10 protein-coding genes are annotated in these 13,646 nt (G+C 71.1%); 3 read left to right on the forward strand and 7 right to left on the reverse strand.

Annotated elements, in window-relative coordinates; all coding sequences use genetic code 11:
* Positions 1-456: 456 nt before the first annotated feature.
* The 6 genes from RUR49_RS11510 to RUR49_RS11535 form a co-directional block, all read right to left on the reverse strand.
* The gene (locus tag RUR49_RS11510; RefSeq protein ID WP_409146526.1) at positions 457-720 is read right to left on the reverse strand and encodes a hypothetical protein; all 264 of its coding nucleotides are present in this window, start codon (positions 718-720) and stop codon (positions 457-459) included.
* Positions 721-1,241: 521 nt separating this feature from the next.
* Positions 1,242-4,163 carry an ATP-binding cassette domain-containing protein gene (locus RUR49_RS11515; protein ID WP_409146527.1) on the reverse strand — a complete coding sequence of 974 codons (2,922 nt, stop codon included), beginning with the start codon at positions 4,161-4,163 and terminating at the stop codon, positions 1,242-1,244.
* A 4-nt stretch (positions 4,164-4,167) separates the two neighbouring features.
* Positions 4,168-6,315, reverse strand: a complete 2,148-nt coding sequence (locus tag RUR49_RS11520) for an NHLP family bacteriocin export ABC transporter peptidase/permease/ATPase subunit (RefSeq protein WP_409146528.1) — start codon at positions 6,313-6,315, stop codon at positions 4,168-4,170.
* 3 nt (positions 6,316-6,318) lie between these two features.
* Entirely contained in the window at positions 6,319-7,197 is an 879-nt protein-coding gene (locus tag RUR49_RS11525; protein WP_409146529.1) for an HlyD family efflux transporter periplasmic adaptor subunit, read from the reverse strand.
* A gap of 80 nt (positions 7,198-7,277) precedes the next feature.
* A complete protein-coding gene (locus RUR49_RS11530; protein ID WP_409146530.1) occupies positions 7,278-8,546 on the reverse strand; it encodes a SagB family peptide dehydrogenase in 1,269 nt (422 codons plus the stop codon).
* Between the two features lie 92 nt (positions 8,547-8,638).
* Complete coding sequence (locus RUR49_RS11535; protein WP_409146531.1) at positions 8,639-10,792, reverse strand: TOMM precursor leader peptide-binding protein; 2,154 nt, start codon at positions 10,790-10,792, stop codon at positions 8,639-8,641.
* A 72-nt stretch (positions 10,793-10,864) separates the two neighbouring features.
* On the opposite strand from RUR49_RS11535, the gene RUR49_RS11540 reads away from it, so the two are divergent.
* Complete coding sequence (locus RUR49_RS11540; RefSeq protein ID WP_409146532.1) at positions 10,865-11,968, forward strand: hypothetical protein; 1,104 nt, start codon at positions 10,865-10,867, stop codon at positions 11,966-11,968.
* A gap of 209 nt (positions 11,969-12,177) precedes the next feature.
* On the opposite strand, the gene RUR49_RS11545 is transcribed toward RUR49_RS11540, so the two are convergent.
* A complete protein-coding gene (locus tag RUR49_RS11545; protein WP_409146533.1) occupies positions 12,178-12,456 on the reverse strand; it encodes an NHLP leader peptide family RiPP precursor in 279 nt (92 codons plus the stop codon).
* Positions 12,457-12,838: 382 nt separating this feature from the next.
* Here RUR49_RS11545 and RUR49_RS11550 point away from each other — a divergent pair, with 382 nt between their 5' ends.
* Positions 12,839-13,207 carry a hypothetical protein gene (locus RUR49_RS11550; RefSeq protein ID WP_409146534.1) on the forward strand — a complete coding sequence of 123 codons (369 nt, stop codon included), beginning with the start codon at positions 12,839-12,841 and terminating at the stop codon, positions 13,205-13,207.
* Between the two features lie 117 nt (positions 13,208-13,324).
* Positions 13,325-13,646 (forward strand): hypothetical protein (locus RUR49_RS11555; protein WP_409146535.1); only part of this gene is annotated, 322 nt, incomplete at its 3' end.

The following is a 13,646-nucleotide window of genomic DNA, read 5'->3' on the forward strand; positions in this document are numbered from 1 at the left end:
CAGTGCAGGCCAACTTGCTGTCCCCGCACATTCTTTGGGTGGAGCCCTGCCGTTGCGCGCTGGCCTCTATACCGACACGTCCAAGCACGAAAACGACGGAACGCGCTCCAACCAGAGCAGAAGGTTGGAGCCCAGGCCCCTCCCCTCCGCCATAACTCCCCTGTAAGTCTTTGATTTAATTGAGTTTGAGCCGGGCAAAAACGGCCATACCTACACCAAAACCTACACAATGCCGGCGGACATGGGCATCCTGACGCGGACGTTGGTGGACGTGCGAGGGCCGCTCCCGGGTCGGATCCCGCCCTTGGTGTTCTTCCCAGTGGGCGCTGAGGTCACGCGGCCGGGGCAACGCGGAGCACAATGACCCGAAGCCAATGCGACTCCGATCGCCCCGCACGTCGCAACGCCAACCTTTAGCCTCTGCCCTTGCGAGTCGCCGCAGCAGCGGGTCGCTCATCACTCAGTCCTCCTCGTCTTCGAACGACGGCGGGTTCTGGACGATCGGGAAGGCGTGGCATGCACGCTGTCGATCAACATGCGCAGCGGGTTCTCGCCGGCGCCGACGGCGCTCTTGGGCTCGAAGACACCGAGGTGGCGGCCCAGCTTCTCCAGGGCGGCCATCTGGTCGTGCATCTTGATCTCGATGCCGTCCTTCGTGGTCTTCACCCCGGCGTAGAGGGCGGCCGCATCAGGCGACAGCTTGGTCGTATCGTCGATCACGATGGTGCCGTGTCCCTTTCTTTCTATATGCGTCTCCTGAAAGGCCGAGCAGCGTAGGCGTGTCGATCCGCGCCTATGCGCAGCCGTCGCGTTTCGCACGTCGCCGTCCTGAAGGCCGCGGAGGCGGGCCGGATTTCGCTCGAGGCGAAGCGAACTATCCGCGCCGCATTCTCGTGCCATGCCGCATTGCAACCACTTCCAATTGCTGCGGTTCGAGCGCTTGCTCCGTAATTCCCCAGTGACGGCAAGCCCCGGCATCGCCGCCGCCGGATCGGACAGGGCGAGCGTGGTCGGGCAACCTCGACGGTCACCTATCCGTGCAAGGTATGCGACGATCCAATCTCCTCGCCACACATCACGATCATCGTCCTGATATGCGTGGTCGTTGCTACCTGCGGCGGGGACAGACGCACGGTCGGCAACATGGGCGCGCACCTCTATGCGCTACCAATGTTCCTAGTCGCCCGCATTGCCCTGCCGCCTAAGACACTCCTGGCGCACGCACGCTGCTCGGCCGTGTCTCAGCCCGCGTCTGCCTCGCCCAGCCCGGCGAGCTGGCGGCGGGCCAGTGCCGGGAACACGGTGCCCTCGGCCATCAGGCTCTCGTAGGTTCCCTCCTCCACCACCCGACCCTTGACCATCACGACGATCCTGTCGGCGTTGCGGATCGTCGAGAGGCGGTGCGCGACCACGATGCGGGTCACGTCGAGGCGTTCGATGTTGGCGGCGATCTCGGCCTGCGTCGTCTGGTCGAGTGCGCTCGTCGCCTCGTCGAGGAAGAGCATGCGCGGTCGCGAGACGAGGGCGCGCGCGAGCATCAGGCGCTGGCGCTGCCCGCCCGACAGCGACCGGCCATCGCTGATGACGGTGTGAAGGCCCATCGGCATGGCCCGCACGTCCCGCTCCATCCCCGCAAGGCGCAGCGCGCGCCAGACCGCATCGACGTCCACCCGCGCGTGGGTGCGGACATTGTCGAGGATCGGACCGGGAAACAGCTTGCCGTCCTGCAGGACGACGCCGAACTGCCGGCGCACGGCGTCGACGTCGAGATGGGAGAGGTCGCTGCCGTCGTAGAAGACGCCGCCCACAGTCGGGCGCGCAAGGCCGAGCATGAGGCGAAGCAGCGTGGACTTGCCCGAGCCCGATGGGCCGACAAGGGCGACGAACTCCCCCGGCGCAATGGCGAGGCTGACCTCGTCGATGATCTTCGGCCCATCCGGCGCATAGGAGAAGCTGACGCGATTGACCTCGACCGAGCCGGAGAGGCGGCCCGGATGGCGGGCGCCCGCCGGGACCTCTGCCTCCGCCGCGAGAATGGGTGCCATCCGCTCGAACACGATGACGGCGGCGAGCACCGTCGCGCTCGTCCCCGCGAGGATGACGAGGCCGAGCGTGAAGCTGACGAATGCCGCGAGGAACACGACGAACGCCCCGGTCCCGACCGGGACGCCCGCCAGCGCGACGAGAGCGAAGACAGCGAGGATCCCGGCGAGCGGCGTCACACCGGCGGCGACGGTGACGACAGCTTCGGCGCGGCGGCTGCGGGCGACGTGCGCCCGCTCGCGCGCATAGTGGCCCATGAACGTGGCAAAGGCGGAGCGCTCGGCGCTCGCGACGCGGATCTTGTCGATCGCACGGACCAGCTGGAGGGAAATGCCGGCCGCGACACCGTTCACCGCCAGCGCCTTCCGCTGGCTCGTCAGGGCGGCGGCGATGGCGAGCGCCACCACCACGCCCGCCGTCGCCGTTACCGCGAGCGCGGCAAAGGTGAGCGCCGGGCTCGCGACCGCCATGACGACGAGGTTCGCGGCGGCGAAGACCCCGCCGAGGACGCCCGTCACGGCGCTTCGCGCGAGAAGGCGGCGCATCGCGGTGACGCCGAGGGTGCGCTGCGTCATCTCTCCGGCCGACATCTCCCGGAAGGCGGCCAGCGGCAGGCGCAGGACGCGGTCCATCAGCGCGGGCTGGGCGGACGTTTCGGCCAGGGACTCGATCCGGACGAGCGCGACGTTCTTGGCGTATTCGAGAAGCGCTGTCGCGGCGCCCGCGACCAGAAGGACGAGGGCCGTCACCGTGACGGCGCGCGACTCGCCGAGCGGGATCGCCACCTCCACGAGATAGCCGAGGGCGAGGGGTGGCGCGACCCCGAGGATGGCCGCGAGGAGAGTGAAGAGAAGGAGCGCGCGGACGTCCGCCCCGCTGCCGGCGAGCGCAAGGGCGAGGAGGTCGCGCGCGCCGAGCCGCTTGACCGCAAGGGTCGGATAGAGGGCGGTGGCGCGGCGGTCGATGCGGCCGGCGAGAGCCTTGCCGACACGTTCCCCCGGCCGGCCGTCGCCGAAGATGGCGCGCATCCCGTTGCGGTCGGCCGGCAGGAGCGCCAGCGCCGTGCCGTCGTCGAGCGTGGCGAGTGTCGCCTGGGTGCGGCGGCGCCACCAGCCGTCCCTCAGCGTCACCTCGCGCTGGGCAAGACCCGACGTGGCGACGAGGCGCTCCACCCGTTCGGCGGTGGGAAGATCGGCGTCGAGCGGATCGGGCACGGGAGGACGGCCGCCGAGCGCGGCCGCGATCACCGCGACGGCGCGCACGAGGGGATCGTCGTCGCCGGCGGGGCGGAGTTCCGGCCCGGCATCGCCAAAAATCGCGCGCGCGGTGGCAAGGCTCTCCGCGACCGCGCGCTCCTCCCGCTCCGTCCGCTCCCGCGCGCGGTTGTATTCGTCGGCGACGGCGAGGGTGAGGTTGGTGCCGTAGGCGTCGAACAGCGCCGCATGGAAGCGGGCGAGACCGTCCCGCCACCGCCCGTCCGCGACCACCTCGGCGGTGGTGGCGGCGCGCGCCTCGGGCGACGGCGCGAAGGTGGTGAGGTAGGCGGCACCGGCGAGAGGGAAAGGGGCGCGCGCGTCGCAATCGGCGATGTCGAGAAATGCGGGCGTGCCGGCGCCTTCGATCCACAGGACCCCGCCCGTCGGGCCGCCCGTGCGCACGCCGGGGCGGATGTCCGCCCGACCCGGCGCGTCCACGCGGGCGTCCGGAACGGGCTGCGGGTGGACGAAGCGGGCGGCGGCCGCGCTGAGGGCGCCGATCCAGCGCTCGAGCGCCGCGGCATCGGCGTCCGCGACGGGCTCCACGGTGGCCCGCGGAGCACCGAGAGCGACGATCCTGAAGCCCGTCGTCGCCTCGCCCGTGCTCTCCCCCGGTGCGTTGATGGCGGGCAGGACGTCCCCCGGCCCCGCCGTCAGCAGCAGGTGTCGCCGCAGGTCGCCGTCCCGGTTGTCCCCCGCGCCGTGCTCGCCATGTGCCGCCACGGCGAAGACGAGGACGGTCCCCTCCACCACGCGCCACAAGCCTTCGCCGGGACCGACGTCCAGCGCCAGGCGCCCGGTGAGGACGCGCAGCGCCTCCGCCGATGCGGCGACGGCGTGCACGGGTGTGGATGACGGCGTCATCGCGTCAGGCCTGGACGAGGTCGCGGTAGCGCCCGCCCGCCGCGTACAGGCTCTCGTGCGTTCCCCTCTCGACCGGCTTGCCGCCGTCCATGACGATGATTTCGTCGCAGTCGCGGATGGTCGACAGGCGGTGGGCGACGATGATGGCCGTGCAGCCACGCCGTCTGAGATTGGCGTCGATCTCCAGCTCGGCGAGCGGGTCGAGCGCGCTCGTCGCCTCGTCGAGGATGAGGATGGAGGGATCGAGCGCGAACGCGCGCGCGATCTGCAGCCGCTGTGCCTCCCCCCCGGAGAAATTGGTTCCGCCCTCCAGCACGCGGTGGCCGTAGCCGCCGGGGCGGGCCGCGATGGTGGAGTGGATCGCCGCGTCGCGGGCGGCGCGCGTCACCACCTCCTCCGGCACCGTTGCATCCCACAGCGTGAGGTTCTCCGACACGGTGGCGGTAAACAGGGCGACGTCCTGGTCCACCCAGCCGATCGACTGGCGGCGCAGCCACAGCGGGATCTCGTCCACCGGGATGCCGTCGAACAGGATCGTCCCGCCCCACGGGCGATAGAGGCCGGCGACGAGCCGCGCCACGGTCGACTTGCCGCTCCCCGTCCCGCCCACGAGGGCGATCCGCTGGCCAGGGGCGACGACAAGGTCGAGGCCTTCGATGAGGGGGGGCGCGTTCGGATTGTATCCGAACGTCACGCCTCTGAGCTCGATCCGTCCCGACAGCCGCGCCCGGCCAGTTACCGCCGTCACCGGCGGCGGGGGCAGGGTGAAGACGGGGTCGGGCGCATAGGCGAGGACATCGTCGATTCGCGTCAGGGCGCTGCGCGCTGTCTCCATCTCGGCGAGGAAGGCGGCTAGGCGCTCCACCGGCGCCCGCACGAAGACGAGGAGCGTGAGAACCGCCACGAGGTCCCCCGGGCCGAGCGCGCCCTCGATGGCGCGGAAGGCGGCGAGCGCCAGCACTGCCGTCACCATCAGCGCCGACGTGAGCGGCGGCAGCGCGCCCAGGAGGGCGTTGTGCCGACCGATGCGCTGCTCCTCGTTGATGGTCGTCGCGTGGTGGCCGGCCCAGCGGCTGAACGCCCCCTGCCTAATGCCCGTCGCCTTGATCGTCTCGATCCCGTGGATGTTGACAACGGTGTCCACGAACACCTTCGCCTCGTCCATCTCGAGCCTGAGGCTGGCGGTCCGGATACGGCGCTGGGCGAGGAGCGTGACGACGACCGAGAGGGTGGAGAGGATCGCCGTCGCGAGGGCGGCGAGCGGCGAGATCGCCGCCATCACCGCGACGAAGACGACCGCGCCGACCAGCCCCGCCACCGTTGTCCCGAGCTCGCGGCCGACGAGCGCAGCGACGGCGTCGTTGGAGCGCAGGCGGCTGACGAGGTCGCCCGGCATCCGCTGGGTGAAGAAGGCGAAAGGCAGCCTGACGAGGTGCCAGAGAAGGCGCGAGGCGCCTGTGACGGCGAGCTTCGTCTCGAGCCGCCGCAGGATCGACTGGAGCACCAGCGTCAGCGCCACCTGCAGCAGGAGCGTCACGAGGAAGACGGCGACGAGGGGGGCGGCCCAGCCGACTTGTCCGCCCGCGACCACCTCCTCCACGACGATGCGGGCGAGCACTGCCGTAACGACGGCGGGGACGGCGAGAAGGACGCTGGCGAGCGCGAAGGCGCCAAGCGTCGCCCGCTCGCCGCGAAGCCGGTTCCACACGGCGCCCCAGAGGCTCGGCGGACGCCCCGAGCGCACGAACCGCTCGCCCGGTCCCAGCTGGAGCATCACGCCGGTGTAGCTGCGCTCGAACTCGTCCCGCCCGACGATGCGCGGACCGGTGGCGGGATCGTTGATGAAGACCCGGCCTTCTTCGATGCCTTCGACGACAATGTAGTGGTTGAAGTTCCAGAAGACGACGACGGGCATCGCCTGCTTTGACAGGTTCTCCATGCCGTAGCGGAAGGCCTTGGCGTCCATCCCGTAGGTACGGGCGGCCCGGAGGAGCATCTGCGCATTTGTCCCGTCGCGGCTCACACCGCAAGCGACCCTCAGCTCCTCAAGCGGGACCCACTTGCCGTGGTGGCCGAGGACGATGGCGAGCGAGGCTGCGCCACACTCCACCGCCTCCATCTGGAGGACCGTCGGCGTCCTGACCCGCGCCACGGCTCAGCGGTCGCCGCTGGAGGGAACGACGAGGTCGATGGGCCGGATCTCCTCGACGGTGATGGCGACCGTGACCCCGTCGCCGGCCGCAAGCGGCGCAGAAAGGGCGGGCATTGTCGTCCAGACGGGGGCGCCGGCGGCGTCGTGGACGAGTGCGACCTCGACGGAGACGCCCGTCTCCCCCGCCGCGGCGCGGCGCACGGTGCGCACCCTTCCGCGAAGAGCCCCCGCCTCCCGCAGCGGCAGTCCCGCCAGGGACACACGCGCGTCCATCCCGGGTGCGACGACCCGGGCCCGCGGATCGTCGATCGTCGCACGGACGAGAAGCTCGCCGCCGTTCTCGTCGAGACGCGCAACCGGCTCGCCGGCGGACGCGGTGCCGCCGACGGGCACCAGCACGGCGGCGAGGATGCCGGCGAAGGGCGCGCGCACGACGCTCGCCTCCTCGAGACCGGTGCGGGCGGCGGCGACATCTCCGCGAGCGCTCGCGAGGTCGGCACCTGCAGACGCTGTTGCGGCCTCCAGCGCCGCGAGGCGCGCCTCCGCCTCCAAGAGGCGCCGCGAGAGGGGGGGCACGGCGAGCCGGGCGATGATGGCACCCGCCGCCAACGCCTCTCCCTCTGCCGCCGTCACCTCGACGACCACCCCTCCGGCCGGCGCCACGGCGAAACTCTGCCGCGCGTCGGACCACGCGACCACGCCCTCGCCCTGAAGGCGCGTCGTTACCGTGCCGGCGAAGGCCCAGATCAGTGCGGCCGCCACCACCAGCGCCGCGGCGGCGAGTGTCGCCCAGACGGCCGGCGTCGTCACCTCGATGGTTTCGTCGAGCGACTCCGGCCGCAAAAGTGCTTCTATGGCCTCTTTGCGAAACTGGATCGCCATCGAAGCTCCGATCCGGCCGTCCCCCGAGAGCTCGGGAAGCCTCGAATGGATGTAGTCCAAAACCTGAGGGCCGGCCACGACTACGTCGCGCCCGTCTCCACGTCGAGCCGGCCAAATCCATAGGCGGCGACGGCGAACTCCTCGAACGTCGAGACCCCCGTCGCCTCGGCGAGAAGACCGGTCATCGCATTGCCGATGGCCGCGCCCGCGAGGCCCATCTCGGTCCGCACCAAGTCGAGCGCGGCGATGGCGGCGCCCGCGTCGAGGAGCGACAGGCGGATCGCCATCGGGCCATACTTCCAGGCGATGCGCGGATGGCGCGAGGCGAGGACGAGGACGCACGGCGGCGGAGCCGCGGCGTTCCAGGCGTCCATCGCGAGCGCCGCCATCCGCCGCGCGATATCGCCCGAGCCGGCGAGGCGGGTGAGGATGTGGGCCTCCGCGCGGTAGTGGTGGACGGCGTCCGGCAGCGGCCCGCCGGAGAGCGCGAGGTAGAACTCGATCTCATGCAGCGAGCCGGCCGAGGGATAGGGCCGCCGGACGGGGGCCAGGGCCGCGCCTGCCGCACTCTCCCGGTTGCGGACGGCGCCGTGGAGGAGCGAGCCGATCTCCTCGAGAGACGGCGGGTCCTTCGCGATGTTGTAGCGCGACCGGCGCCGCGCCAGGACGTCGCGAATACCGGCGCTGGGGGATGGGGCCGGTGCGGGAAGTGCGATCTCTTCGCCGCGGTGGGGCGGGCGGACGGCCGGCACGGAGTCCCTGGCCGGCGCGATGCGTGGGGGGGCCAGCGACTGGACGAGGAACGTGCGGCCCGCCGCCGTCCACGCCGCTTCCGACGGATGGGGCGGCATTGCGGGATCGACGAGGACGCCGACGTGCGCGAGGATCGCGGCGAGCCCGGCCGGCAGCACGTCGACGGGCCGGTCGCCGAGAAGGGCGGCGGCGATGTCCGCATGCACGAGGCCCACGGACAGGCCCAGTTCGGAACACAGGGCGACCACCGCCCCGTCCTGTCGGCACAGGAGGGCGTGGTTCGTCAGCCTCGCCCCGCTCGCCGCGGGCGGAAGCGCGGGCGGCAGGTCGAGGCCGCCGCGACCCGCGTCCGGCCGGATGACCGCGAGCGCCTCGCCATCCGCCGCGTCGAGGACCACCGCCTCGAGGAGGCCCGGGACCTTCAGCTGCGCGAGGAAATAGTGGACGAGCGTTCGCACGCCCGGGTCCGTCCCGCCGGCGTCGGCCAGCGCTGCGTCGCTCGCCCCCTCGCGCAGGCGGGCGGCGAGGCCCGCGAGCGCGCCACCCATGGCGGCCGGCACGTGGTGGCACCGCTTCCGCCCGGGCGGTCCGATCACGCAACGGGTTCCCCCGGCCCCCTCCTCCACCTTGATCGCCACGGTGGCGAGGAGGCGCCATCGGACGGCGGGGATGATGCGCGGGGTCATGGTCAGAGGAAGAACGGGACGGGGTTCATCTCTTCCTCCCGCCGCGGCCGGTCGAGCCAGCCGAGGCGGACGGGGAGGTCGTAGAGGCGCCCCGGTGCGAACGCGGGCGTGAGGTTGCGAAGACCCGGCACGATCACCCGCGCCACGGGAAAGCCGATGTCGGACCGCGTCATGTCCAGCACCAGCGTCTCATGGCCGAGCGCGGCGGCCTTCGCGACGCACAGCTCGACCTCCTCGAGGACGTCGCCGCGCGACTGGTCCCCGAGGTCGGCGCGGGTGATGCGCGGACCGTCGCGGGGCGCGACGTGGGGCTCGCTCGCGAGCGTCGCCTCCGCCATCCAGCGCTTCAGGACCGAGTAGCCGGCGAGGCCCGCGACCGCCTGGACGTAGGGCATCATCTGGTGGAGCTCACAGATCGCGCGCGATATGGCGATCCGTGGCTCGAGATGGCAGCCGATCCCGAGCCGGATCTGCCCGCCCGTCCGCCGGTCGCTGACGGTGGCGACCATCGCCGCGATGCCGAGGTCGTTGGTGATGTCGATCACCGCGAGGTCCATGTCGCGGGCGTCGAAGCGGGCGACACTTTCGTCGAAGAAGGGGTCGCGGAAGCTTGCGAGGTCCACGCCGGGCCGCGGGCAGCGGTTGTACCACCACACGGCAATCGCATCGCGCTCGGCGACCTCGAGGAAGCCTTGGAGCACCGCCTCCTCGATCGTGTTCCCCGAGGCGCAGCCGGTGGAGTGGGCGGTGAGCGCGCTGTCCGCCCCGGCCGACGGCGGCCGATAGCCGTGGACGCAGAGCGCGAGCGGGACGTGGCGGACGCGGCCGTGGGTGAGCGACCATGCGTCGGTCCAGTGGATCGGCGCGTCGGACGCTACGGGGCCGGGAACCCGGTCGAGATGGGGCGGCGAGCTGTCGGGCGGGGTGCCCCGCGCGACCTGCGCGGCGCTGAACAGGTGGATCGCCTCGGGGGAAACCGCCGCCTCGCCGAGCTCGTCACGGCTCGCGCGCCGGGCTGGCAGTCCCTCCGCCTGCATGCTGCTGTGGCGCTCCACGGACTCGGCGAGGCAGCTCACGAGGGACTGCGTGCGCCCCTGGCCCTTGCCGCATGCGCCGAGCGCCCGGCGGCCGAAAGAAAGCGGCCCGTCCCCCGACGGCGCAAGCCGCATAGGCGATCCGAACACGTAGACGCCCTCTTCCGTGTCGAGCCGGACAAAGCCGGGGACGATGCCGAGGAGGGGGTCGACGTGGAGCATCAGCGTCTGGAGCGTCTCGTCCGGCGGGCACACCCGGTGGCCGCCGTCCGCGAAGAAGCGTTTGCGCCGCGGCTCCAGGGCCACCACGGGGAAGGTGGTGCGGACGGCCACGCGCGGCGGCGGCAGAGGGTGGCGGTCGGCGGCGCCCGTCAGACCGTCCAGCCGCGTCAGCGCCCCGGCGACGCTGTCGGGAACCTCGCCTGAGGCGCAGCGCGCCGCCACCGATGCCGCCAGCGCCACGAGAAGACCGGGGGCGACGCCACGCCGCCGCTCCGGCTGGAGCGGAAACCGGCCGGCATCGGCGAGGTTTGCAGCGTGGGCGCGGTTGAGGCGGATCCGTGCGACGAGAAGCGGGACATCGGCCGGCGCGTCCGGGCCGACATAGGGGCCGAGCCAGGCGGTGCGGCCGACCGGCACGAGCGGGAGGAAGGCCCTTCCCGCCGCCGTCGCGGCGGCCGCACGCTCGGCAACGTGTGGCCGGAGGTAGTCGTCGAGGAGGAGGACTGTCAGCGGCGGGGTCCCGGCCGGGGCCGGGCAGCACGCGCCGAGAAGCTCCCGCAGCTGCGCCTCGAAGGCGGCGACGATCTCCTCTCCGACCCCCTCCGAAAGGACCTGGGGCATGGGGACGGCCTGCGCGGGATCGGGCACCGCGCTGACCTGGCCGAGCGCCTTCAGCCGCGCGAGCGCGTAATAGGCGAGCTTGCCGTCCACGGCCCCGGCGAGTTCGCCGACCACCTCGTCCTCGGTGCGCGTGCCGTCGAGGAGCGGGGCAATCTGCACGTAGGCTGCGCCGCGCAGGACGCTCGGATCCCCTTCCGTCAGGAGGAGGACTTCCGTTGCCGAGATGACGTGGGCGGCGATGCCGGGTGCGAAGCCGATCGGAGCGGATCTGTGGCTCATCGATGCTTCGGACCATTGAAGAGGTTGCCGGACCGCTCGACAGCACGCCGGTCTGACCGCATGAAGTACTCCATGACCGGTCCCGCCGTCTCCGACAATTGCGCCTCCCTGTTGCGGGCCCATGTCTTTCCGCACCTCCCGCCGGGTCCCGCACTCGACACCTGCATCGCACGGGCGACGCCGGTCCTCGAGGGATTGCCCGTGCAGGAGTTCGCCACGGCCTTCCTCGAGATGAGCCTGAGGCGCGACCGGCCGGACGGCGCCGACATCACCTTCGCCTTCGCACGGCGGACCGGCAGAGCGGTGCGGTTCGCGCGCTTCCTCGCCGAGCAGCCCTTCGCCACGGGGTCGGCGGCCTGGTCGCGGACGGCGGCCCTGCTCGCCGACTGGTCCGGTGACGATGCGCCGGCCGATGCGGCATTCGCCGCGATCGAGACGATCGCGATCGAACTCGACCTGCGGCAGGGCTCGGGGCCGCCGGGACCCAACGTCTTCCTCGGGGCCGACCGGACCATCACCGACGACGCCTTCCTCGCCGGAACCGCCGCGGTGCGAGCCAGACTTTCAGGGGCAGCGGTTGCGGGCGCCGCGCCGGGCCTGGCGCAGTTCGCGCGTCTCGGCGAGGGCTGCCGCATCGCCGGCCTCGGGCTCATGGTGGCGCGCGGGCAGGTCCCGCTCCGCCTCTTCCTCCATTGCCGCGGCCGACTGTCGTGCACGCCGCTCGTCGCGATCCTGCGCGAGGGCGGAGCCGCGGACGAAGTCTTCGCCCTCATCGACTTCCTCGAGGCTCACACCGACAATCTCAGCCTCAATCTCGATGTCGACGAGGCGACCGGCCGGATCCGCGACAGCATCGGCATCGAGACGTTCTTCAACTATCGGTCGCCGGACTGGCGGGGCCTTGCTGGCCGGCTCTTCGACGCGCTCTCGGCGGAGGGGCTGATGGAGCGGGGGCGCGGGAAGACGGCACTGGCGTTCGCGGGGACGAGCCGGGCCGCGCCGGGGACCTTCTGGCCCCGCTCCTGGGCTTTGGTCGACGAGCTCACGGGCGGGCGCCCCCTCGCCTCGAGGCTCCACCGGGCGTTCAGCAGCGTGAAGGTCACCGCAGGCGCCGGCGGCGTTACCGACGTCAAGGCTTACCTGGCCCTTCGACCAATCGTCCCGTTCCGCATCTGAGCCCACGGTCACTGGGGTTCTGCGTCCAGGCGATCCGGGACCAGCTCGGGTCCCGGACGCGGCAGGGGCAGGCCTGCGTCAGCGACATCGCACTCCCGGCCAGACGCTGTAAAGGTCGCGTTTGTCAAGTCCACGCGCGGCACGCTCAAACGCCGTATCTTCCCGTCAATGTGCGACCTGTAAGGCGGAGCGAACCGTTCCGTCGACAATCAGCCGACAGTTGTTGGGCAATAGCCGCCAGCGGTGAAATCCGCGAGCTGCTCCTCGGAAAGCTCACCATCGTGCGGCTTCGCCGGGAGAACGAAGTGGAGGATGGACGGCGTATTCTCGATCACCTTGATTGTGATTCCTGCGGGTACTTCGATCCCCTCCTCAGCGAGCGCCGTATTCGCGTCCATCAGCAGCTTCGCCTTGAAGGCATCATCGAGCCACGCCTTCGCCGCTATCCGCTCCATCTCCTGCTGCTGAACCGCCGAATCCACAATCATCGAATGTCCTTCCCGGACTGATCTGGCCGCATTGGCGAGGCAATGTATGCAATAGGGCCCTCCAATCGTAAAGCCGTTTAGCAGCGCAAGGCGTCGCGATGAACCTAAAGCGCGCTGGACAGGCACGGCCTCCTGCACGTGCCAAGGGGCCGAACCTCGGTCGCTGACGCTCCCTGCGCCCGCACCACCCATTCTTAGGCGTGCTCCCCCCTGGTCTTGCCGATCAAGCAAGGACGCAGAATCATTCGGCACCGGAACCCTCAAGGGGGGCCGGGGGTCGTGTCCCACTGAGTGGTGTAGGAGCAGACCGCCGCTGAGGTGGTCAGCGCCGGTCTTCGGCTAGGGTTCGGTTGCGAAGCTGAACCTGGAGCAGGAGACGACGATGACCGACGACAGGATGGCCCTGATCGAGTTGATCGAGAAGGGGGCGGACAGCGACCTCCCGCAGCTCGTCGCGCAGGAAATCCAGATCGTCGAAGAAATCCCGCCGCGGTGTCAGCTGCTACGGGCCCTGCCCGAGCCGAGGCTCCCGCTCGAGCAGCAAGTCGAGATCGCTCTCCTGTGCGGCAAGGCAATAGCGCCCGGCATCGCCGTCCGAGACCCCCAGAGCGTTCAGCCGCTGGACCGCCTGCTCCGCAGGTTTACGCTCCACCGGCGGCGCCCTGAGCGGGAGCGTCGTGATCGGCATCTCCTCTACGGGTCGCGCGTGCTCCTCCTGCATCGGTCGAGCTGCCCCGGGGGGATCGTCTGACCGTTCGGGTAGTGCATCGGCTCCAGGCTGTCCTCGAACCGCCGGTAGGCTTCTCGGGAGGCGGCGGAACGCGCCTCGCGCTCCTGGGCCTGCGCCAGCTCTTGATGGATCCGGCGGTTGGCCTTCTCGACCCTCTCCCACCGCTGGAGCGGGCGGACCATTCCGGCGGCGGTGTTGTCCACAGATCTACCTCACCATGCGCAGCCTGCTACGGCGGCGATCGAGCGTGCCGTCGAGGCCGCCGAGCGGCCGCCCGATGTGCCCATCGCCGGCGGCCTCGTCGAGGTCGCCGCGGTGAAATTCGCAGACGCCGTCATGGGCGCGCCGGCGGTGAAGTTCGCGACGAACGGGGAGCCCTGGTTCCAGAGCTACGTGACGCTCGGCTCGCTCTTGGCCCTCGTCGGCGGCTGCTACGGGCTTGGCTATGATTTCCTCGACG

Source organism: Pseudoxanthobacter sp. M-2 (assembly GCF_046156265.1).
Classification (GTDB): Bacteria; Pseudomonadota; Alphaproteobacteria; order Rhizobiales; family Segnochrobactraceae; genus CAMDHY01.